This window comes from Pseudacidovorax sp. NFM-22, assembly GCF_021401245.1.
Taxonomy (GTDB): Bacteria; Pseudomonadota; Gammaproteobacteria; order Burkholderiales; family Burkholderiaceae_C; genus Xenophilus.
On sequence record NZ_JACBFY010000013.1, the window covers coordinates 16,095 to 37,294 of the forward strand.

A 21,200-nucleotide genomic window follows, 5' to 3' on the forward strand; every position below is an offset into this window, starting at 1 on the left:
TGCCATGCGTTTCTCTTCCGACGACATCGCCGCCGCGCTGGCCACGGTGCGCAGCGCCCTGCCACCCACGCCGCAGTACCGCTGGCCGCTGATCGAGCAGGCGCTGGGCGCCGAGGCCTGGATCAAGCACGAGAACCACACGCCCGTGGGCGCCTTCAAGGTGCGCGGCGGGCTCACCTACTTCGAGGAACTGCGCCGCACGCAGCCCGCGGTGCGGCACGTGATCAGCGCCACGCGCGGCAACCACGGCCAGTCGGTGGGCTTCGCGGCCCGGCGCCACGGCCTGCAGGCCACCATCGTGGTGCCGCACGGCAACTCGGTCGAGAAGAACGCTGCCATGCGCGCCCTGGGCGTGGAACTGGTCGAGCACGGCGAGGACTTCCAGGCCGCCGCCGACCATGCGGCCGCGCTGGCGGCGCAGCACGGGCTGCACCGCATTCCCTCCTTCCACCGTGACCTGGTGCGCGGCGTGGCCACGGCCTACGTGGAATTCTTCGAGGCGACGAAGGCGGCCGGCGGCGCGCCGGACGTGCTCTTCGTGCCCATCGGGCTGGGCTCGGGCTTCGCGGGTGCGGCGGCGGCGCGGGCCCACTGCGGCGTGTCCACGCGGTTGGTGGGCGTGGTGTCGGCGCATGCGGACGCCTGCCTGCAGTCGTGGCGCAGCGGCACGCTGGTGGAGTCGCCGGCCACCACGCGCATCGCCGACGGCATGGCCTGCCGCACACCGGTGGCCGAGTCGGTGGCCGTCGTGCGCGCGGAGGCGGAGGACGTGGTGGCCGTCACCGACGACGAGGTGGCCGGCGCGATGCGCCTGCTCCACACCGCCACGCACAACGTGGCCGAAGGTGCTGGCGCCGCCGCGCTGGCCGCGGCGCTGCAGCAACGGGGCCGCTGGGCAGGCCGGCGCATCGGGCTTGCGCTCACGGGCGGCAATGTGGATGCGCCGCTGTTCGCCGAGGTGCTGGCCGCAGGCGCCGACAAGGGCTGAGGTTTACCTCCCCTCTCCCCTCGCGGGAGAGGGAACGAGGCCGGGTCACCGAAGCGACGGGCGGCACGTCCGCCGTCCCACGCGCGACAAGCGCCGCCGGCCTGCTTTGGACAATCGCCCGCCATGGGAACGCTCTACCTCGTGCGCCACGGCCAGGCCTCCTTCGGCTCCGACGACTACGACCGCCTCAGCGAGCTCGGCCACCGGCAGGCCGAGCGGCTGGGCGAATACTGGCGCGAGCGCGGCATGCGCTTCGATGCCGTCATCACCGGCACCCTGCGCCGCCACCGCGAGACCTGGGAAGGCATCGCCCGCGGCATGCAGCTGCCGCCGCAGGACGTGCTGCCCTGGCCGGGCCTGAACGAATACGACAGCGAGGCTGTCGTCGCCACCATCCATCCGGAGAAACTGCCCAAGGCCGACACGCCCGAGCTGTACAAGGCCCACTTCCGCCTGCTGCGCCAGGGCCTGTCGGCCTGGATGAACGGGCAGGCGGCACCAGTCGGCATGCCGAGCTATGTGGACTTCCTGGCGGGCGTGACCACCGCGCTGGACCATGTGCGCGACCGCCACCATGGCGCGAAGGTGCTGGTGGTGAGCAGCGGCGGGCCGATCTCGACGGCGGTGGGCCATGTGCTGGGCACCTCGCCCGAGACCACCATCGAGCTGAACCTGCGCATCCGCAACACCGCGGTCACGGAGTTCGCGTTCACGCCCAAGCGGCACATGCTGGTGACGTACAACACCTTGCCGCATCTGGACGGCCCCGACTACGAGAAGTGGGTGACGTACGCGTGATCAGGCGGCCGCCGGCGGCTCGGCGGTGGCCTCGGCCAGCCAGCGCAGGTAGGCCGGCGAGCCGGCCGTGATGGGCAGTTGCACCACCTCGGGCACGGCATAGCTGTGCCTCTCCTGGATCAATGCCTGCAGCGCCTCGAAGCGGCCGGCGCGCGTCTTGCAGATCAGCAGCCACTCGGGCTCGCGGCGGGTCTCGCCTTCCCAGCGGTAGACGCTGCGCACCCGCTGGATCTGCACGCAGGCCGCCAGGCCCGCCTCGACCATCGCGCCGGCCAGGTCCTCAGCCTCTTCCTCGGTGCCGGCCGTGGTCATCACCACGCATGCGGTGTCGGTCATGGCTTCAGCGGCGGCGGCCGGCCACCATGCCCCAGACGAACAGCAGGAGGATGGCGCCGATGACGGAGGCGATGAAGCCGGCCGGCTGGCCCACCGTGTACCAGCCCATCGCCTGGCCCAGGTAGGTGGCGATGAAGGAGCCCACGATGCCGATCAGCGTGGTGACGATGAAGCCCGCCGAGTCGTTGCCCGGCTTGATGGCGCGCGCCACGAGTCCGACGATGAAGCCGATGAGGATGGTGCCGATGATGCCCATGGTGATCTCCTGGAAGGTATGGAAAGGGATGAAGGAAAAGCGGGTGTCGCTCAGTGCAGGGTACCGGGGTTGCCGCCCCGCGCTGCAGGCGCCAGCGCCTGCGCCACGCAGGCCGCCAGCGCAGAGATCTCGAAGGGCTTGATGAGGATGGACTGCGTGCCCAGCACGCGCCCCACCTGCGCCATGTCCGCGTAGCCGGTGGCCAGCACCACGGGCACGGCGCCCACGCGCTGGCGCGCATGCACGATGAACTCCGCGCCGGTCATGCCGGGCATGGCGTAGTCCACCACCATCAGGTCGGGCCGGGCCTGCGCGCCCAGGATCTCCAGCCCCTGGCGACCGTCGGCCGCCTGCGTGACGCGGCAGCCCAGCAGGGCGAGGCTGTCGGCGATGACGCGGCGCACCTCGGCGTCGTCCTCCACCACCAGCACCGAGCGGCCCGCGGCCAGGGCCTGCACCTCGGCTTCGGGCGGCGGGGGCGCGTCCGCGGCCGGCGCGGCCACGGCGGGAAAGAGCAGGGCGACGCGGGTGCCGCGGCCTTCCTCGCTGTCGATGGTGGCTTCGCCGCCCGACTGGCGGGCGAAGCCGTAGACCTGGCTCAGGCCCAGCCCGCTGCCGCTGCCCAGCGGCTTGGTGGTGAAGAAGGGATCGAAGACCTGGCCCAGCACGCCGGCCGGGATGCCGGCACCGGTGTCCTGCACCCGCACCGCCACGAAGTCGCCCGCCGGCAGGCTGCCTGCGGCCTCGCGCTGCACATGCTCGGTGCGCACCGTGAGCACGCCGCCGGCCGCCATGGCCTCGCGCGCATTCACGGCCAGGTTGATCAGCGCCATCTCCAGCTGGCTCGCGTCGAGTACGGCCCAGCAGGGCGACGGGTCCAGCGCCAGCTCCACCCGAACGGCCGAGCCGACCGAGACGGCAATGAGCTCGCGCATGCCCTCGATCAGCGCATTCACGTCCGACAGCCGCGGCAGCAGCGACTGCTTGCGCGAGAAGGACAGCAACTGGCTGGTCAGCCGCGCGCCCTTGGCCACGGCGCCACGCGCCCGGCCGCTGATCTCCTGCACCTTGGCCTCCTTGGAGATGCGACCCAGCAGGTCGAGGTTCATCTGCACCACATGCAGCAGGTTGTTGAAGTCGTGCGCGATGCCACCGGTGAGCCGACCCACGGCTTCCATCTTCTGGGCATGCAGCAGGGCGGTCTGGGCGCGCTCGCGCTCGCCGATCTCGGCCGTGAGCCGGTCGTTGGCGCCGGCCAGCTCGCGCGTGCGCTCGGCGATGCGCGCCTCCAGCCCGGTGTTCAGGCGCTGCACCTCGGCGCGCGCCGCCTCCAGCTGGTCGATCTGCTGGCGCATCGTGTACTGGCGGTGGCGCTGGCGCACGGCGGCATGGACGGCACGGGTGAGCGTCTCGTCGCAGGCGGGATGGTCGACCACCACCACATTGCCCAGCTCGCGCAGGCGCGCCATGGCCTGCGGGGTGTGGCCATCCTGGCCCATCAGCACGACGAAGGGAAAGTCCGACCAGGCCGGCTGCGCCGACAGCCAGGACTGCAGCGCCGCATCGGGCAGCAACGCGAGCGACGGACCGGTGAGCAGGGCAGCGGCGGCGCCTTCCTGCAGATGCGCCATGAGCACCGACATCGACGGGCAGGCCACGGCATTGAGGCCCAGCCCGCGCGTCGTGCGGGCCAGCGCATCGGCGTCTGCCGGCTCCGGCGCATGGATGAGGACGCGGCGCTCCATGGTTCAGCGCCCGGCCACCGCCACGGAATCGACAAGGAAGACGGCGGGGCAGCTGGACATGGAGGCAGGCGACGAAAGGAAGCGATGCGGGGCGCCGGGTCGCGAGGACAAGCGCAGACCCAGCCAATGTAGGGAGGGCGTCCGGCGCGGCGTGTCGCCGGAAGTCCTACATGCGTGTGGGTCAGTTGCGCCTACGGTCACACCATGCTCGAAAAACTTCCTGGGGCCATCGGCCAGGCGCTGGCCGGCGTGCGTGCCGGCCTGGACGACATCGTCTTCAACACGGTGGGCCTGCGCGCGGGCCACGGCACGCTGCAGTTGACCAGCCTGGCCTTCGGGGACCATGCACCGATTCCGCAGCGCTACACCGCCGATGGCGAGGGCTTTTCCCCGCCGCTGGCCTGGACCGGCGTGCCGGCGGGCACGGCCGAGCTGGTGTTGATCGTGGAGGACGCCGACTCGCCCACTCCGCATCCGCTGGTGCATGCGATCGCGGTGGGCCTGCCGCCGGAGGACGGCCACCTGGCCGAAGGTGCCTGGCCCAGTCCGGACCACGACGGCCTGGCGTTGCATGCCGGCCGCAATTCCTACCTGCAGGCCGCCTGGCTGCCGCCCGACCCGCCGCCGGGCCACGGTCCGCACCGCTATGCCTTCCAGCTCTATGCCCTGGCCGAAGGCGAGGCGCTGGGCGAGACGCCCGGCCGCGATGCGCTGGTGGAGGCGATCCAGGCACGGGCCGTGGCCAGCGGCCTGCTGATCGGCACCTACGAGCGGGGCGACGGCAGCATTCCTGTGGGTGACGCGCCAGCGGTGGCCGCGGGCTGAGGGTCCAACGGCCTGCACCGGCCGCACACGGCCCGGTCCGGCAACCGCTCCGTTTGCCGCGGCGGATTCAGCGGCGCGGCGGATCGGCGCCCAGCGTCGCCAGCGGCAGCCGCGACACCTCGGCAAGCGCCTGGACCAAGCCCCGTGCCGCCGCATCGAGCAGCGCGCGGCCCTGCGCCTCTGTGGCGGCCGCCGCATTGCCGGCGGCGCCTTCCGGGTGGTAGTCCTGCATGGCCCAGCCCAGCTTGGCACTGCGGCCGTTGCCCAGGATGGCGTAGTCCCGCGCCCGCTCCCGCGAGGTGGAGGGGAAGTCCTTCACCGCCTCGCGCCGCACCTGCTGCGGTGCCAGCGCCAGCATCAGCGACGTCTCGAATTCGCCCGCGTGCACATCGAAGCGATCCGGCACCAGCGGCTGGCCGGTGGTGGCGTCCGTCAACGGCAGGTTGAACCAGCTCAGGCTGTAGACGATCAGGTCGTGCGCCTCGCGCAGCTCGCGCGCGGCGATGTCCATCGCGCCGGTGTGGCCGCCGTGGGCGTTGAAGAGCACCAGCTTGCGCACGCCGGCGCGGGCGACGCCGGCGCCGATCTCCTTCCACAGGCGCAGCACCGTCTCCGACGACAGGGTGAGCGTGCCGGCGAAGCGGGCATGTTCGGGGCTCAGGCCCACGGGCAGCGTGGGCAGGAAGAGCGCAGGCAGTTCGGCCGGCAGCAGCGGCAGCGCGGCCTGCACGATGCCGTCGGCGATGACGGTGTCCACGCCCAGGGGCAGGTGCGGGCCGTGCTGCTCGGTGGCGCCCAGCGGCAGCACCGCGACGGTGGTGGCCGGGTCCAGCATGGCGAAGTCGCGGGTCCCGAGTTCGGCCCAGAAACGGGGGAGCGTCGGCGACAGGGGCGGCTTGGCGGGCGTGGCGGTCATGCGGCGATGTTAGGCCGGCCCGCCGCCCTGCCAGCGCCGGTGCTGCCCCCGGCGCTGGCGATGCCGGCCGGGTCGTCGGCCAGCCAGTGCGCCAGCCAGTCGGCCAGGAAGTCCACCAGCGCCCGCACTCGCGCCGGCACGAAGCGGTTGCTGGGCAGCAGGGCATGCAGCGGATAGGGCTCGGTGTCCCAGTCGGGCAGCAGGCGCACCAGGGCGCCGCTGTCCAGGTCGGCCCGCACGTCCAGGTAGGACTTGAAGGTGATGCCCACGCCGGCCACCGCCCATTCGCGCGCCAGCGAGGCATCGTCGGCATGGCGGTCGCCGTCGATGCGCACCGCCACCCATTGGCCGCCCTGGCCGAAGCGCCATTCGCGCTGACGGCGCCCACCGCGGTGGAAGCTCAGGCAGTTGTGCTGCGCCAGGTCCTGCGGCGTGCGGGGTGTGCCGCGCCGCTGCAGGTAGGCGGGCGCGGCGCAGAGCACGGGCCGGGTCTGCGCCAGCGGGCGCGCCACCAGCCGCGAGTCGGCCAGCGGGCCGTAGCGCAGGGCCAGGTCCACCTCGTCGCGCATCACGTCCAGCGGGCGGTCGCCCACCGACAGCGCCAATTGCACGCCAGGGTGCCGGGCCAGGAACTCGTCGAAGGCGGGCAGCAGCACGCGGCGGGTGAGGTCCGAAGGCGCCGCCACCCGCAGCGTGCCGACCAGCTCGCCACGGCCGGCCGTCACCTGCGCCTCGGCCTCGGCCAGCAGTTCGAAGGCGCGGCCGGCGTAGTCGAGCAGGGTCTGGCCCTCGGCGGTGAGCCGCAGCGCGCGTGTGGAGCGCTCGAAGAGCCGCGCACCCAGTTGTGCCTCCACCCGCTTGAGCGCCGCGCTGGCCGCGGCCGGCGTCAGGCCCAGCGTGCGGCCCGCGGCGCTCAGCGAGCCGCTGCGCGCCGCCTCTTGCACCAGGCGGAGGTCGGCCAGATTTTCAATTCCCATTTGAAGATGATGCCACCGGCGGGCGGCTTATCAATGCAGGGCGCGGAACCTAGAGTGGAGCCATCCCCCTCTTCCTTGCCTGGAGAACCCCATGAAAGCCGTCGGCTACCGCCAGAACCTGCCCATCGAACAACCGGAGTCGCTGATCGACCTCGACCTTCCCGAGCCGCAGCCCGGCCCGCGCGACCTGCGCGTGCGGGTGGCCGCCATCTCGGTGAACCCCGTCGACACCAAGGTGCGCCGCAATGCCGCCCCCGAGGCCGGCCAGGCCCGTGTGCTCGGCTGGGACGCCGTGGGCACCGTCGATGCCGTCGGCAGCGCCGTCACCGGCTTCGCGCCCGGCGACCGCGTGTACTACGCCGGCTCCATCGTGCGGCCGGGTGCCAACAGCGAGCTGCACCTGGTGGACGAGCGCATCGTCGCCCGGGCCCCCGCCACGCTGGGCGATGCCGAGGCCGCGGCCTTGCCGCTCACGGCCATCACCGCCTGGGAACTGCTCTTCGACCGCCTGCAGGTGCCACGCGGCGGCGGCGCGGGCCAGACGCTGCTGGTCACCGGCGGCGCGGGCGGCGTGGGCTCGATCCTGATCCAGCTCGCGCGGCAGCTGACGCAGTTGCGGGTGGTGGCCACCGCCTCGCGGCCGCAGACCCGCCAGTGGTGCCTGGACCTCGGCGCCCATGTCGTGGTCGACCACAGTCGCCCGCTCGCCGCCGAGCTGAAGGCCGCCGGCATCGAGGCCGTGGACCTGGCCGCCAGCCTCACGCAGACCGCGCAGCACTACACCCAGCTGATCGAGGCGCTCAAGCCCCAGGGCCGCCTGGGCGTGATCGACGACATGCCGCAGCTCGACGCCATGCCGCTGAAGACCAAGGCCATCTCGCTGCACTGGGAGATGATGTTCACCCGCTCGCGCTTCGAGACGCCCGACATGGCCGAGCAGGGTGCGTTGCTGGCCGAGGTGGCCGCATTGGTCGACGCCGGCCGCCTGCGCACCACGCTGGGCGAACACTACGGCCGCATCGACGCCGCCAACCTGCGCCGCGCCCATGCCTTCGTCGAGAGCGGCCAGGCGCGGGGCAAGGTGGTGCTGGAAGGCTTCTGAGCCGCCGGCCCGGGCGCGGCGCGGGTGCCACGCCGGCGGGGCGCGGCGCGTGGCTCAGCCGTGCTGCTCGTAGTGCGCCTGCCGCGCCTCCATCTCCGCCCAGCCGATCACGCGCTTGAACTCGGCCATGGGCACCTGGCCGGCCGGCAGGCCCTCCACCTCGCCGCTGCGGCGGGCGGCCAGCGTGGCCAGGTTGGCCTGCAGCGCATGCACCGTGCTCATCAGCGTGACGATGGGATAGGTGGCGAAGGCCGCCACCGACTCCACCTGCTCGCGCGAGAGCTTCTCCATCCACAGGCCCTGCATCAGCTGCAGCGAGAGGCGGCGGCCCGACACCTCGCGCAGCTTCACCAGGTCCTCGTAGCCCTTGAAGGTGCGCGAGATCGGCTGGATGAGGTCGGCGCCCGCCTCGGCATAGCGCGCGGCGCGGTCCATGGCCTCGGCCGGGTCGAGCACATCGGTGCGCGCCACGATCAGGAAGTCCGGGTCCTGCCGCGCGTCGACCGCGGCGCGGATGCGCGCCACCGCGTCCTTGACCGGCACCACCGGCATCACCGAGGCGGCGGCGGGGCAGCGCTTGGGGCTGATCTGGTCTTCGATGGAGATGGCCGCCACGCCTGCCTTCTCGAACTCGCGCACGGTGCGGGCCACGTTGATCACGTTGCCGTAGCCGGTGTCGGCGTCCGCGAAGATGGGCTTCTTCACGACGTTGGCGATGCGGTTGACCACCGCCACGTTCTCGGTGAGGGTGTAGACCTCCATGTCCGGCTGGCCGAGCAGCGAGGCCGAGATGCCGAAGCCGGTGGTGAAGATGCCGTCGAAGTCCGACTGGTCCACGAGCAGGGCCGACAGGGCGTCCTGCACGCCGGCCATCCAGAAGGTGGGGCCGTCGGTGATGCGTTGGCGAAGGGTCTGGCGCAGAGTGGGCATGGTTGTTCCTTTCGCGGGCGTTCAGCGCTTCACCGGATCGATGTAGCCGCCCAAGGGCGCGAACTTGTCGCCCTTGAGCTCCATCAGCGCCACGCCGGTCTGGCCGCGGCGCGAATAGGGGCCGGCGTTGAGCGGCTGGAAGGTGATCTTGGGACCGATCTTCTGGTCGAAGTCCTTCAGGCCGTCCAGCGCCGCCACCACCTTGGCGCGCGAGGGCTCGTTGCCCGCGCGCTGCAGCGCCTCCACGGCGACGGCCGCGGCCGAGTAGCCCATCAGCGCATTCGACGACGGCGCCGACTTGGGATAGGTCTTGGTGTAGCGCGCGAAGAAGGCCTGGATCGCCGGGTTGTCGCCCTCGATGGCGTCGTAGTAGGAGGCCACGTAGAGCTTGGACTGCGTCTTGCCCAGCAGCTCCACGAACTTGGGATCGTTCAGGCCGCCGGCACCGAAGACGGTGGGCTTCCAGCCCAGCTTCTCGGCGCTGCGGAAGAACTGCACCGCCTCCTGGCCCAGTGCATAGACCACCACCACATCGGGCTCGGCCTGCTTCAGCTTGAAGACCTGCGAGGTGAGGTCGGTGGCGAAGCGCTCGAAGCTCTGCGCCTCGACCAGCTTCATGCCGTGCTTCTCCAGCTGCTTGACGGCGATGTCGTAGGCCGGTTTGCCCCAGCCGTCGTTCTGGTAGAGCATGGCCACCTTCTTGGCCTTGAGCGTGCCCACGGCATAGTCGATGTAGGCGGCCGTCTCGGTGGACTGCGGCGAGGGCAGCACATAGAGCAGCTCGCGCGGCGGCGTGCTGGTCAGGTCCGAGATGGACAGCGCGCCGATGGTCGGCACCTTCTTGGTCGAGCTGTATTCGTAGGCGCTCACGTTGGTGGCATGGCCGATGTTGCCCACCATGGCCAGCACGTTGTCGCGCTCGATCAGCAGCTTGGCATTGGCCACCGACTTGGCGGGCTTGAGCTCGTCGTCGTAGGTGATCAGCTTGATCTTGCGGCCGTTGACGCCGCCCTTCTCGTTGACCATGTCGAAGTAGGTGCGCATGCCCTCGTCCACGGCCTTGCCCATGTAGGCCAGCGTGCCGGACAGCGGCTGCGAGGAGCCGAGCACGATCTCCTTCTCCAGCACGCCTTCGTCCTTGTTCTCGAAGGCGGCGGCCGGCAGCGCGGCGGCGGCCAGCGCACAGGCGGCCGCGGCGATCAGGGTGCGGCGGGAATGCAGCGTCATCATGGGTGTGTCTCCTTGGAGTGGGTTTGTCGCGGAAGGAAGAAGCGCAAGGGCCGTGGCATCAGCCGCCCAGGTAGGCGCGGCGCACGTCCTCGTTGCCGGCCAGCTCGGCCGCGCTGGCCTGCATGACCACGCGGCCGGTCTCGATCACATAGCCCTCGTCCGAAATGTCCAGGGCGATGTCGGCGTCCTGCTCCACCACCAGCAGCGTCAGGCGCTCGCGGTCGCGGATGTCGCGCAGGGTGGAGAAGATGGCGTCCTTGAGGATGGGGGCCACGCCCATCGAGGGCTCGTCCAGCATCAGCAGCCGGGGCCGGGCCAGCAGGCCGCGGGCGATGGCCAGCATCTGCTGCTCGCCGCCCGAGAGGGTGCCGGCGCGCGAGCCGATGCGCTCCTTGAGCCGCGGAAAGTAGTCCAGCACATGGGTGATGTGGTCGCGCACCTCGCCGGCGGGGCGGGTGTAGCCGCCGAGCATCAGGTTCTCGCGCACGCTCAGCTGCGCGAACACCATGCGGCCCTGCGGCACATGCACGATGCCGCGGCGCACCAGCGTCTCGGCCGGCACGTTGGCGATGGACTGGCCGTCGAACTGCACCGTGCCGTCCATGACCGGCAGCAGGCCCGAGAGCACGCGCATCAGCGTGGTCTTGCCGGCGCCGTTGGCGCCAAGCACGCAGACGATGCGGGCCTCGTGCACCGTGAGGCCGATGCCGTGCAGCGCGCGGATCTTGCCGTAGCCGGCCGCGAGCCGCTCCACCTGCAGCAGCGGGCGCCCGGCGCCCGTGGGTTCAGCGACGTTGGCCACTCTTGCCTCCTCCCAGGTAGGCCTCGATCACGGCCGGATGCGATTCGATCTCCCGCGGCGTGCCCTGCGCCAGGAAGGCGCCGTTGTGCATCACGGTGATGGTGTCGGAGATGGACATGACCAGCGGCATGCTGTGCTCGATGAGCAGCAGCGTGGCGCCGGTGCGTGCCTGCAGCGTGCGCAGCGTGTCGCCCAGGGCGTCGATCTCGCGGTTGTTCATGCCGGCCGCGGGCTCGTCCAGCAGCATCAGCACGGGCTCCAGCGCCATGGCGCGGGCCAACTCGACGAGCTTCTGCGTGCCATAGGGCAGGTCGCGCACCAGCGTGTGGGCATGGGGCGCGAGGCGCAGCTCTTCCAGCAGGGCCTGCACGCGCTCGCGCTCGGCGCGCTCCTCGCGGCGCTGGCGCGGCAGGTTGAGCAGGGCCTCGGCCAGCGTGGCGCGCATGGCCTGCGAGCGGGCGATGAGCACGTTGTCGAACACCGTCAGCTCGGCGAAGAGCTCCAGGTTCTGGAAGGTGCGGGCGATGCCCAGGCGCGAGATCTGGTGCGCCTTCAGGCGCAGCAGATCGTGCTCGCCCTGCACCGTGCGCAGCACCATGCGGCCCTGCTGCGGCGTGTAGAAGCGGCTGATGCAGTTGAGCATCGTCGTCTTGCCGGCACCGTTGGGGCCGATGAGCGCATGCACGGTGCCGGGCATGACGTCGAAGCCCACGTCCTGCACGGCCACGATGCCGCCGAAGCTCATGCGCACACCGGCCAGCGACAGCAGCGGTGCAGCGGCACCGGCCGGCCGCGCCCCGCCCCGTGCGGGCGTGGCCTGGGCGTCGATCGCGCGCATCATGTGCCCTCCTTGCCGGGCGCGTCGGCGCCGGGCAGGCGGCGCGTCTTGAACAGGCTGGCCAGCCCGTCGGGCAGGAACATCAGCGCCAGGATCATGGCCACGCCATAGAGCGCGCGCTGGAACTGGTCGAAGCCGAAGTAGGTGAGCAGTTGCGGAGCGCCGATGACGAAGATGGCCCCCAGCACCGAGCCCAGGATGGAGCCGAGGCCGCCGACGATCACCATCGACACGAAGCTGATCGACACCATGATGTTGAACAGCGACGGGTCGATGAAGCGCACCAGCGGCGCATAGAGCGCGCCCGACAGGCCCGTGTAGAAGGCGCAGACGCCGAAGGCCACCAGCTTGAGGCCCGTGGTGTTGAGGCCCAGCGCGCGGGCCGCCGTCTCGCTGCCCTTGATGGCCAGGAAGCCGCGGCCGAAGCGGCTGCGCGCCAGGTTGCGCGCCAGCCAGAGGGCCGCGCCCAGCACGCAGGCGGCCAGCAGGTGGTAGGCACGCTCGTCCAGCGCCAGCCCGAAGAGCGTGGGGCCGGGCGCGCCCATGCCGTTCTCGCCGCCCGTCAGGTCGCCGCCGGACTTGGCGATCTCCACCGAGATCATCACGAAGCCCAGCGTGGCGATGGCGAGGAACACCTCCTCCAGCCGCAGCACCGGCAGCGCCAGCACCAGGCCGACCACCGTGGCGATGGCCGCCGCGATGAGCATGGCCAGCAGCATCGGCACGCCGAACTGCTGCGTCAGGATGGCGGCGCCGTAGGCGCCGATGCCGAAGAACACCGCGCCCGCCATCGAGATGAGGTTGGTGTAGCCGGTGAGGATGTTGGTGCCGAACGAGGCCAGCGTGTAGATGAGCACCAGCGTGGCGATGTAGAGCACGTAGCCGCCCGGCACCAGCGGCGCCAGCACCAGCAGGGCCACGAACAGGGCGGGGGCCAGCCAGGGGCGGCCGTCGAGCAGATGGGTCATGCGCGTCATCGCTTACTCAGACCTTCTTGACCTGCCGGCGCGCCAGCAGCCCGTGCGGCCGCAGCACCAGGATGGCCAGCATCACGATGAAGGGCACGGCGTCCTTCCAGGCCGAGGACACATAGGCGCCGGTGAGGTTGCTGCTCACGCCGATGATCACGCCGCCCAGCAGCGCGCCCGGCATGCTGCCGATGCCGCCCAGCACCGCCGCCGCGAAGGCGAAGTGCAGGGCGTGCTGCATCATCGAGAAGTGCACGAAGGTCAGCGGCGCGATCAGCAGCCCCGCCGCCGCCGCGATGACGTGCGACAGCGCCCAGGCCAGCGCATAGATGCGCTTGATGGGAATGCCCATCAGCCGTGCCGCCACCGGGTTCTCCATGGTGGCCTGCATGGCGATGCCCAGCCGCGTGAAGCGGAAGAAGGCGAACAGCGCCGCGGCCAGCGTGGCGCACACGCCCACGATGCCCAGGTCGATGCCCGACACCACCGCATCGCCCACCTGCAGCGGCGTGCTCGGGAAGATGCTCGGCAGCTCCTGCGTGTCCTTGCCCCAGATCCAGATGGCCATGTCGCCGAACAGCAGGAACAGCCCCAGCGTGCAGATGGCGGAGGACAGCAGCGCCTTGCCGATGAAGCGCCGGATGATGAAGCGCTCGATCGCCATGCCCAGGGCCGCGCCGAACAGCAGCGTGAGCGGCACCACCGCCCACATCGGCAGGCCCAGGCGCACCAGCGTGCAGGCGGTGAAGGCCGACAGCATGGCGGCCTCGCCATGCGCGAAGTTGAGGATGCCCGTGGCCTTGAACACCATCACGATGCCCAGGGCGATGAGCCCGTAGATGGCGCCCAGGGCGACGCCGCTGACGATCATCTGCAGCATGCGCGGCGCCCTCAGCCTGCCGTGGCGCCGGTGGTGGTGGCGTCGGCGGCCGCCTTCTGCGCCGCCTCGCGCGCCAGCCGTGCCTTCAGGTAGGGCACGAAGCCGCCGGCCGCCAGCGTGCCGCGCTCGACCGAGGACAGCGGCTCGAAGGGCAGCTCGGCGCCGGTGTCGAGGTTGAGCACGCGGCCGAGCGCCCAGTCCACGCGCAGCCGCTGCCAGCGCGCGCTGGCGGCGCGGATGCCCGGGCAGGTGACGAGCGGAAAGCCCATGCTGATCTCGCCGCGGAAGAAGCCGGGCGAGAAGGATTCGGCGATCACGCCCGCCACGCCCAGGTGGCGCATCGCGCGCATGGCCGGGTAGTGCGGATGGCCGTAGCCGAAGTTGTGCCCGCCCACCAGCAGGTCGCCCTTCTGGACGCTGGCGGCGAACTGCGGGTCGTAGCTGGTCATGGTGACCGCGGCCAGCTCGTGGATGTCGGTGATCTTGATGTTCTTGATGCCGACGATGAGGTCGATGTCGTAGTCGTCCTCGGTGAAGATCCAGGCCGCGCGGCCTTCGAGGTTGGGCAGGTTCGCGCTCATGCCGCGCTCCCTTCGGCCGCAGCGGCCGCCAGGTAGGGCCGCGGGTCGGCGATGCGGCCCTCCAGGGCCGAGGCGGCGACCACCGCCGCATTGCACAGGAAGATCTCGGTGTCGGCACTGCCCATGCGGCCGGGGGTGTTGAGCGTGCCCGTGGACACCGCGCGCTGGCCGTCGGCCATGGTGGCGATGCGGCCGTAGCAGTAGTCGCAGCTCGACGAGCTGATGAAGGCGCCCGCATCCACCAGGGTGGCGATCAGGCCCTCGCGCGCGGCCTGCGACATGATGGCCTGCGAGGTGGGCACCACATGCAGCTGGAAGCCGGGCTTGATGCGCTTGCCGCGCAGCACGTCGGCGGCGGCGCGCAGGTCCTCCAGCCGGCCGCTGGCGCAGGAGCCCAGGTAGCCGGTGTGCACCTCCAGGCCCGCGTACTCGGCCAGGTCGCGGGTGTTGGCGGGGCTGGGCGGCGCCACGACGATGGGCTCCAGCGCCGAGATGTCGATCTGCACCACGCGCTCGTACACCGCGTCGGCATCGGGATACACCGGGTCGAGCGCGATCTTGGCCCGCTCGCGGGTGTACGCCAACGTCTTGGCGTCGGGCGCGATCAGCATGGTGGTGGCGCCCAGGAACATGGCCTGGCCGCAGATGGTCTGGCGGCCCTCGATGCTCATGGCGTCGATCACCGGGCCGCTGAGTTCCACCACCTTGAAGCGGCAGGAGGACGGGCCCATCACCCGCACCATGTGGTGGAACACGTCCCGCGCCATCACGCCCGGCTGCAGCGTGCCGGTGAGTTCGACCTTGACGGTGGCGGGCACGGTGAGCGCCATCTTCTCGCTCACGAAGGTCTCGAGCACGCTCTTGCGCGCGCCGAAGGCCAGGGTGCCGAAGGCGCCCAGCTGGCTCACGTGGCCGTCGAAATGCACGGCGAAGGCGCCCGGCGTGGCATAGCCCAGCTCGGCCGACACCTGGTGGCCGATGCCCTCGCGCTCGTGCACCGGCACGCCCTGCTCGGCGCCCCAGGCGCGGGTGACGCGGTGCAGTTCTTCTTCCTTGGGCGCGGCGGCCGGGACCATGTGGTCGATGAAGAGCACGAAGCGCTCGGGGCTCGTGACCTTCTCGACGCCGAATTCCTCGCGGGCCTCCTTGAAGAACACGTCGGTGTAGCCGGGGAAGTCGTAGGCGATCACGAAATCCGGCCGGGCCAGGATCTCGTCGCCCGCCTTCACGGTGGGCAGCCCGGCCACGCGGGCCAGGATCTTCTCGGTCATCGTCTGGGGCATGGCGCCTCGTCTCCTTATCCACAATGTGGCGCCTTGTTCGACGCCTTTGGATGAATTACAGAGCGCCCACCCGGCTCACCCTGATGCGGTTAACCCTAGATTGCCCACAATGTGGATGCAAACTACAAAGCCCGCATGAGTGAAGAGAACGAGGAAGCCGCCGAAGGCACAGATGGACCGCCACAAGGTGGACAGCCGCGCACCGGCACGCAGAGCATCGAACGGGTGGTGAACATGCTCCGCGTTGTGGCGTCCCGGGGCCGCAACGGCATGCGCATCGGCGAGGTGGCGGCCACCAGCGGGCTGCCGCAGAGCACCTGCTTCCGCATGCTGGCGCGGCTGGAGCTCGAGGGCCTGGTGGACCGCGATGCGCGCACCCGCAAGTACTACCTGGGGCCGCTGCTGCACGAGCTGGGCCTGCTGGCGCGCCCCCGCTACCGGCTCAGCGAGATGTGCGACGCGGCCCTGCACCGGCTGGCCGAGACCACGCAGGACACGCTCTACCTGAGCGAGCGCAGCGGCCTGGAGGCGGTGTGCACCAACCGTGCGCTGGGCGACTACCCGATCAAGGCATTGCCGCTGGACATCGGCATCCGCCGGCCGCTGGGCGTGGGCGCGGGCGGGCTGGCCATGCTGTGCGCCATGCCGGCCGCCGAGGCGGAGTCGATCATCCAGGCCAACGGCCACCGCTACGAGAAGTACGCCTCCTTCTCGGCCGACTTCCTGCGCGAGGTCGTGGCGCAGGGGCGGCAGCAGGGCTACTCGTTCCTGGACAGCGTGGTGACGCCCGGCACGGCGGCCATCGGCGTGGCCTTTCCGCCGGACAACCCGGTCGCGGCCATCAGCGTGGCCGCGATCTCGGGGCGGCTGACGGCCGAGCGGCGCGAGGAGATCGCCCGCGAGGTGCAGCGGCAGGTGCGGCTGATCTGCGCCGACATGACGGCGCATGCGCTGCTGTCGCCGGAAGCGGGCGGCAGCTAGGGCTCGAGAGACGCCACCGTCAACGCGCGCGGGAGACGCGCCAGACCGCGCCGCCCACGTCGTCGGCCACCAGCAGCGCGCCCGACGTGTCCAGCGCCACGCCCACCGGCCGGCCCAGCGCCTTGCCGTCGGCCGAGAGGAAGCCGGTGAGGAACTCGCGCGGCGCCCCGCTGGGCTTGCCGCCGATGAAGGGCACGAAGCTCACGCGGTAGCCCGAGGGCGGGCTGCGGTTCCAGGAGCCGTGCTCGCCGATGAAGGCGCCGTTGGCGAACGCCTCCGGCATGCCGCGCGCGCTGGAGAAGGCCAGGCCCAGCGGCGCGACGTGGTTGCCCAGCGCGTAGTCGGGGCGGATGGCGGTGGCCACCTTCTCGGGTTGCTGCGGCTGCACGCGGGTGTCGACCACGCCGCCCCAGTAGCTCCAGGGCCAGCCGTAGAAGCCGCCGTCGCGCACCGAGGTCAGGTAGTCGGGCACCAGATCGCTGCCGATCTCGTCGCGCTCGTTGACCACGGTCCACAGCACGTTCGTGTCGGGCTCCCAGGCCATGCCGTTGGGATTGCGCAGGCCGCTGGCCATCAAGCGTTTGGCGCCGGTGGCGCGGTCCACCTCCCAGATGGCGGCGCGGCCTTCTTCGTGCTGCATGCCGTAGTCGGCGATGTTGCTGTTGCTGCCCACGGTGACGTAGAGCTTGGCGCCGTCGCGGCTGGCGATGACGTTCTTGGTCCAGTGGTGGTTGAAGCTGGCGGGCAGGTCCGTCACCTTCACGGCCGCGCCACCCGCCTGGGTCTGGCCTTCGGTGTAGGGCAGCTTGACCAGCGCATCGGCATTGGCCACGAACAGCTCGTTGCCCACCAGCGCCATGCCGAAGGGCGAGGTCAGGCCGCTGGCGAAGACGGTGCGCGTCTCGGCCACGCCGTCGCCGTCGGCATCGCGCAGCAGGGTGATGCGGTCGGCGCTGGGCACGCCCGAGCCAGCGCGCTTCATGACCAGGCCGGTGATCTTTTCCTTGATCTTGTCGAAGAAGCCGCCCGGCTTGGGGTCGGCGTTGCGGGGACGGTCGCTTTCGGCCACCAGCACATCGCCGTTGGGCAACGTGTAGACCCAGCGCGGATGGTCCAGGCCGCGTGCCAGGGCCGTCACCTTGAAGCCGGGCAGCGGCGTGGGCGCGGCGGTGTCCTGCCAGCCGGTGGCGGGCGCCACCTTCATGGTGGGCAGCAGCGTCTTGTTGGGCGCGGGCAGCTGCGGGTTGGGGCCGGTGCCGGCCTCGAAGGGCAGCTTGGCGGTGTCGCCGCAGCCGGCGAGGGCCAGCACCGCGGCGGCGGCAAGGGTGAGGGTGGCGGTGCGCATCATGGGTGCGGATGATCGGGGCCACGCACCCCGGGCGGTGTAGTCGCACGCCGCGCCTGACCCGCTGGCAGACGGTGCGTACGCACACCGACGGGCTGCGGCCCCAGGGCTACCATCGCAGGATGACCGCCGATGCCCCTGCGGCTGCGCCCTCGCCGGCCGCGCCCGCCCTTCCGCCCACGACCACCGACGACCTGTTCCGCGCCGACGCCTACCTGCGCGAATGCCCCGCCCGCGTGCTGCGCGTGGACGCCGCGACCGGCACCGTGGTGCTGGACCGCACCGTCTTCTATCCGATGGGCGGCGGCCAGGCGGGCGACAGCGGCGTGCTGCGGCTGGCCGATGGCGCCGAGCTGACCATCGCCGACACCCGCAAGGGCAAGGACGCGGACGGCAAGCCCACCGCCGAGATCTGGCACCTGGCCGCGCCGGGACAGGACGCCCTGCTGGCCCGACTGGTGCCCGGCGACACCGTCACCGCCGCCATCGACTGGGAGCGCCGCCACCGCATGATGCGGCTGCACACCGCCAGCCACCTGCTCTGCCATCTCGTGGCGCAGCCGGTCAACGGTTGCGCCATCACGCCCGAGGCGGTGCGCGTCGATTTCCACATGAGCGAGGCGCTGGACGCCGCCGCGCTGGCCCAGGGCCTGGCCGCGCTGGTGGCCCAGGCCCTGCCGGTGACCGTGGGCAGCGTCACCGATGCCGAGCTGGACGCCAACCCCGGCCTGGTCAAGAGCATGAGCGTGCAGCCGCCGCGCGGCAGCGGCACGGTGCGCACCATCCGCGTCGGCAGCGCCGAGGCGCCCATCGACCTGCAGCCCTGCGGCGGCACGCATGTGGCCAACATCGCCGAGATCGGCGCGCTGCGCGTGGCCAAGGTCGAGAAGAAGGGCGCGCAGGCCCGGCGCGTGGTGCTGGCCTTCGCCGAGGCAACCTGATGACGGCCTGGCGGCACGCGGCGGCCTGCGCCGAGGACGGATGCGCCGCGGCTGGCGGCAAGAACGGATCCACGACCCTGGCGGCCGGAACTTCAGGCGTGGGCCTCGCTCCGACCCGGCGCATGCGCCCCACCCCCTTCTCTCTTCCTGCCCGCTGGCTGCTGCCGCTGCTGGCGGCCTTCGCGCTGATGGCGGGCCTGCTTGCGCCCGCCGCCGCCCAGCTCACGCCCGGCAGCAACGGCGGCGGCAGTGCCGTCGTCACCACGCCGCACGTGCGGGCCGAACTGGTGGCCCAGGCGCCGCAGGGCGTGGGCCCCGGCGCCACCGTCTGGCTGGGCCTGAAGATCAGCCACCAGCCCGAGTGGCACACCTACTGGAAGAACGCGGGCGATTCCGGCCTGCCCACCGAGCTGCGCTGGCAGTTGCCGCCCGGCCTGGACGCCGGCGAGGTCGACTGGCCGGTGCCGCACAAGCTCTTCATCGGCAGCCTGGCCAACTACGGCTACGAGAACGAGGTGCTGCTGCCGGTGCCCGTGACGGTGGCGCCGGACTTCCGCCCGCCCACCACGCTCACCGGCACGGCCACGCTGCCGATCCGCCTGTCGGCCACCTGGCTGGTGTGCCGCAAGGAATGCATCCCCGAGGACGGCGAGTTCCGCCTCGACCTGCCCGTGCGCAGTTCCACCGCGGGTCATGGGGCCGAGTTCGACGCTGCCTGGGCCGCACGGCCGGTGACGGTCGAAGCGCCCGCCACCGCCAAGCTCGCCACCGATACCCGCAGCCTGGCGCTGCGCGTCGAGGGGCTGCCCGCCGCCGCCCAGGGCCGCACGCTGGAGCTGATGCCCGAGACCGCCGAGGTGCTGCGCAACGGCGCCGTCGCCGGTACCGACTGGCAGCAGCGCTGGGAGGGCGGCGTGTGGACGGCGCAGTTCCCGGTGGCCGACCAGCGCTCGGCCAGCCCGGCGCGCATGCCGCTGGTGCTGGCCCTCACCGGCGAGGAGCGGCGCCAGGCCGAGGCCGCCGGCCAGCCCGTCGGCTGGCGCGTCGATGCCGCGGTCGACGGCCAATGGCCCGCCGTGGGCGCACCCGCCACCGTCTCGCCCGCGCTGCAGGCCGCGCTGGACGCCAATGCCCGCCCGGCCGCGCCCGTGGCCCCCACCTCGGTCGCGCCGACAGGACTGCTGCTGGCCCTGCTGGGCGCCTTCGTCGGCGGGCTGCTGCTGAACCTGATGCCCTGCGTCTTCCCGGTGCTGGCGATCAAGGTGCTGGGCTTCACCCGCAATGCCGACGACCGGCGCGGCCATCGGCGCGCCGCCCTGGCCTACAGCGCGGGCGTGGTGCTGAGCCTGCTGGCCCTGGGCGGCCTGCTGATCGCGCTGCGCGCGGCGGGCGCGCAACTGGGCTGGGGCTTCCAGCTGCAGTCGCCGGGCATGGTGGCGGCGCTGGCGGCGCTGTTCACGCTGCTGGGGCTCAATCTGGCGGGCGTGTTCGAGGTGGGCATGCTGGCACCGGCGCGGCTGGCCGGGGCGCAGGTGCGCCATCCAGTGCTCAACGACTTCCTTTCCGGCGTGCTGGCGGTGCTGGTGGCCTCGCCCTGCACGGCGCCGTTCATGGGCGCCTCGCTGGGGCTGGCCATCGGCCTGCCGGCAGCGCAGGCGCTGCTGCTCTTCGCCGCGCTGGGGTTGGGCCTGGCCCTGCCCTACCTGCTGGCCGGCTTCGTGCCGGCGGTGGCACGGCTGCTGCCGAAGCCCGGGCCCTGGATGGACACGCTGCGCCGGCTGCTGGCCTTCCCGATGTTCGCGACAGTGGCCTGGCTGGTGTGGGTGCTCGGCCAGCAGGCCGGCATCGACGGCGCGGGCGCGCTGCTGGCGCTGCTGGTGGCCGGTAGCGCGGTGGTCTGGGCGCTGGGCACGCTCGCCGGCCGCACCCGGCTGCTGCTGGGCGGGGCGCTGGCGCTGGGCTTCGCGGCGCTGGCGGCCAGCATCGGGCCGCTGCTGGTGCAGATGGCGCCGGCCGCGGCGTCCACGGCGGGCGGCGTGTCGGGCGAGGCGCGCTGGCAGCCCTGGTCGGCCGAGCGCGTGGCGCAGCTGCAGGCCGAGGGCAAACCGGTGTTCATCGACTTCACGGCCGCCTGGTGCGTCACCTGCCAGGTCAACAAGAAGACCACGCTGGGCAATGCCGAGCTGCTGGCCGACTTCGACGCCCGCGGCGTGCAGCTGCTGCGCGCCGACTGGACCCGGCGCGACCCGGCCATCGCGGCCGCGCTGAATGCGTTGGGCCGCAATGGCGTGCCGGTGTACGTGCTGCAGGCACCGGGGCAGGCACCGGTGGTGCTGAGCGAGCTGCTGTCGCCGGCGGAGGTGCGCGAGGCGCTGCGCGCGTTGCCAGGCGGGGCGGGCAAGTCCTGAGAAGCGGATCGCCGGAAGACCAGAGCGCAACGCAGGGCTTCGACACGCTCAGCCCGAACGGTCGTTGATT

General features: G+C 71.8%; 21 protein-coding genes. 7 read left to right on the top strand and 14 right to left on the bottom strand.

Annotated elements, in window-relative coordinates; all coding sequences use genetic code 11:
- The first annotated feature begins 4 nt into the window (after window positions 1-4).
- Window positions 5-988 carry a threonine dehydratase gene (locus tag L0984_RS28995; protein ID WP_234197888.1) on the top strand — a complete coding sequence of 328 codons (984 nt, stop codon included), beginning with the start codon at window positions 5-7 and terminating at the stop codon, window positions 986-988.
- A gap of 123 nt (window positions 989-1,111) precedes the next feature.
- On the top strand, window positions 1,112-1,786 hold the full coding sequence (locus L0984_RS29000) for a histidine phosphatase family protein (protein WP_114802098.1): 675 nt from the start codon (window positions 1,112-1,114) through the stop codon (window positions 1,784-1,786).
- Here L0984_RS29000 and cutA read toward each other — a convergent pair whose 3' ends face one another.
- From cutA to L0984_RS29015, 3 genes are read right to left on the bottom strand one after another with little or no spacing between them, the layout of a single operon-like run.
- Complete coding sequence (gene cutA, locus L0984_RS29005; protein ID WP_234197889.1) at window positions 1,787-2,122, bottom strand: divalent-cation tolerance protein CutA; 336 nt, start codon at window positions 2,120-2,122, stop codon at window positions 1,787-1,789.
- A gap of 4 nt (window positions 2,123-2,126) precedes the next feature.
- A complete protein-coding gene (locus tag L0984_RS29010) occupies window positions 2,127-2,378 on the bottom strand; it encodes a GlsB/YeaQ/YmgE family stress response membrane protein (RefSeq protein ID WP_234197890.1) in 252 nt (83 codons plus the stop codon).
- Window positions 2,379-2,428: 50 nt separating this feature from the next.
- Window positions 2,429-4,123 carry a response regulator gene (locus L0984_RS29015; RefSeq protein WP_234197891.1) on the bottom strand — a complete coding sequence of 565 codons (1,695 nt, stop codon included), beginning with the start codon at window positions 4,121-4,123 and terminating at the stop codon, window positions 2,429-2,431.
- Window positions 4,124-4,327: 204 nt separating this feature from the next.
- On the opposite strand from L0984_RS29015, the gene L0984_RS29020 reads away from it, so the two are divergent.
- Window positions 4,328-4,948: a YbhB/YbcL family Raf kinase inhibitor-like protein gene (locus tag L0984_RS29020; RefSeq protein WP_234197892.1), complete on the top strand. Its 621-nt coding sequence runs from the start codon at window positions 4,328-4,330 to the stop codon at window positions 4,946-4,948.
- 67 nt (window positions 4,949-5,015) lie between these two features.
- Here the strand turns inward: L0984_RS29020 and L0984_RS29025 are convergent, their stop codons facing one another.
- The gene (locus L0984_RS29025) at window positions 5,016-5,864 is read right to left on the bottom strand and encodes a creatininase family protein (protein ID WP_234197893.1); all 849 of its coding nucleotides are present in this window, start codon (window positions 5,862-5,864) and stop codon (window positions 5,016-5,018) included.
- Window positions 5,861-6,841, bottom strand: coding sequence for a LysR family transcriptional regulator (locus tag L0984_RS29030; protein ID WP_234197894.1), 981 nt, complete (start codon window positions 6,839-6,841; stop codon window positions 5,861-5,863). The genes L0984_RS29025 and L0984_RS29030 overlap by 4 nt, the downstream gene beginning before the upstream one ends.
- A gap of 91 nt (window positions 6,842-6,932) precedes the next feature.
- Here L0984_RS29030 and L0984_RS29035 point away from each other — a divergent pair, with 91 nt between their 5' ends.
- Window positions 6,933-7,943, top strand: a complete 1,011-nt coding sequence (locus L0984_RS29035; protein WP_234197895.1) for a zinc-binding alcohol dehydrogenase family protein — start codon at window positions 6,933-6,935, stop codon at window positions 7,941-7,943.
- Window positions 7,944-7,997: 54 nt separating this feature from the next.
- On the opposite strand, the gene L0984_RS29040 is transcribed toward L0984_RS29035, so the two are convergent.
- Genes L0984_RS29040 through L0984_RS29075 form a run of 8 tightly spaced genes read right to left on the bottom strand, consistent with a single transcriptional unit; the run spans window position 7,998 to window position 15,455 of the window.
- The gene (locus L0984_RS29040) at window positions 7,998-8,873 is read right to left on the bottom strand and encodes an isocitrate lyase/PEP mutase family protein (protein ID WP_234197896.1); all 876 of its coding nucleotides are present in this window, start codon (window positions 8,871-8,873) and stop codon (window positions 7,998-8,000) included.
- A gap of 21 nt (window positions 8,874-8,894) precedes the next feature.
- Entirely contained in the window at window positions 8,895-10,103 is a 1,209-nt protein-coding gene (locus tag L0984_RS29045; protein WP_234197897.1) for an ABC transporter substrate-binding protein, read from the bottom strand.
- Window positions 10,104-10,161: 58 nt separating this feature from the next.
- On the bottom strand, window positions 10,162-10,905 hold the full coding sequence (locus L0984_RS29050) for an ABC transporter ATP-binding protein (protein ID WP_017759436.1): 744 nt from the start codon (window positions 10,903-10,905) through the stop codon (window positions 10,162-10,164).
- Entirely contained in the window at window positions 10,889-11,746 is an 858-nt protein-coding gene (locus tag L0984_RS29055) for an ABC transporter ATP-binding protein (protein ID WP_234197898.1), read from the bottom strand. The genes L0984_RS29050 and L0984_RS29055 overlap by 17 nt, the downstream gene beginning before the upstream one ends.
- Window positions 11,743-12,720 carry a branched-chain amino acid ABC transporter permease gene (locus L0984_RS29060; protein WP_234197899.1) on the bottom strand — a complete coding sequence of 326 codons (978 nt, stop codon included), beginning with the start codon at window positions 12,718-12,720 and terminating at the stop codon, window positions 11,743-11,745. Before L0984_RS29060 ends, L0984_RS29055 begins: the two co-directional genes overlap by 4 nt.
- 7 nt (window positions 12,721-12,727) lie before the next feature.
- Complete coding sequence (locus L0984_RS29065) at window positions 12,728-13,591, bottom strand: branched-chain amino acid ABC transporter permease (RefSeq protein WP_076511697.1); 864 nt, start codon at window positions 13,589-13,591, stop codon at window positions 12,728-12,730.
- Window positions 13,592-13,602: 11 nt separating this feature from the next.
- Window positions 13,603-14,172 carry a 3-isopropylmalate dehydratase gene (locus L0984_RS29070; protein ID WP_234197900.1) on the bottom strand — a complete coding sequence of 190 codons (570 nt, stop codon included), beginning with the start codon at window positions 14,170-14,172 and terminating at the stop codon, window positions 13,603-13,605.
- Window positions 14,169-15,455 carry a 3-isopropylmalate dehydratase large subunit gene (locus L0984_RS29075; protein WP_234197901.1) on the bottom strand — a complete coding sequence of 429 codons (1,287 nt, stop codon included), beginning with the start codon at window positions 15,453-15,455 and terminating at the stop codon, window positions 14,169-14,171. The genes L0984_RS29070 and L0984_RS29075 overlap by 4 nt, the downstream gene beginning before the upstream one ends.
- 135 nt (window positions 15,456-15,590) lie before the next feature.
- On the opposite strand from L0984_RS29075, the gene L0984_RS29080 reads away from it, so the two are divergent.
- Window positions 15,591-16,436 (top strand): IclR family transcriptional regulator, encoded by an 846-nt coding sequence (locus tag L0984_RS29080; RefSeq protein WP_234197902.1) that lies wholly within the window; start codon window positions 15,591-15,593, stop codon window positions 16,434-16,436.
- A 19-nt stretch (window positions 16,437-16,455) separates the two neighbouring features.
- On the opposite strand, the gene L0984_RS29085 is transcribed toward L0984_RS29080, so the two are convergent.
- The gene (locus tag L0984_RS29085) at window positions 16,456-17,784 is read right to left on the bottom strand and encodes a PQQ-dependent sugar dehydrogenase (protein WP_234197903.1); all 1,329 of its coding nucleotides are present in this window, start codon (window positions 17,782-17,784) and stop codon (window positions 16,456-16,458) included.
- A gap of 119 nt (window positions 17,785-17,903) precedes the next feature.
- Between L0984_RS29085 and L0984_RS29090 the strand changes: the two genes are divergently transcribed.
- Both L0984_RS29090 and L0984_RS29095 read left to right on the top strand, forming a co-directional pair.
- Window positions 17,904-18,722, top strand: coding sequence for an alanyl-tRNA editing protein (locus L0984_RS29090; protein WP_234197904.1), 819 nt, complete (start codon window positions 17,904-17,906; stop codon window positions 18,720-18,722).
- Between the two features lie 188 nt (window positions 18,723-18,910).
- Window positions 18,911-21,130 (top strand): protein-disulfide reductase DsbD family protein, encoded by a 2,220-nt coding sequence (locus L0984_RS29095; RefSeq protein ID WP_234197935.1) that lies wholly within the window; start codon window positions 18,911-18,913, stop codon window positions 21,128-21,130.
- Window positions 21,131-21,200: the final 70 nt, after the last annotated feature.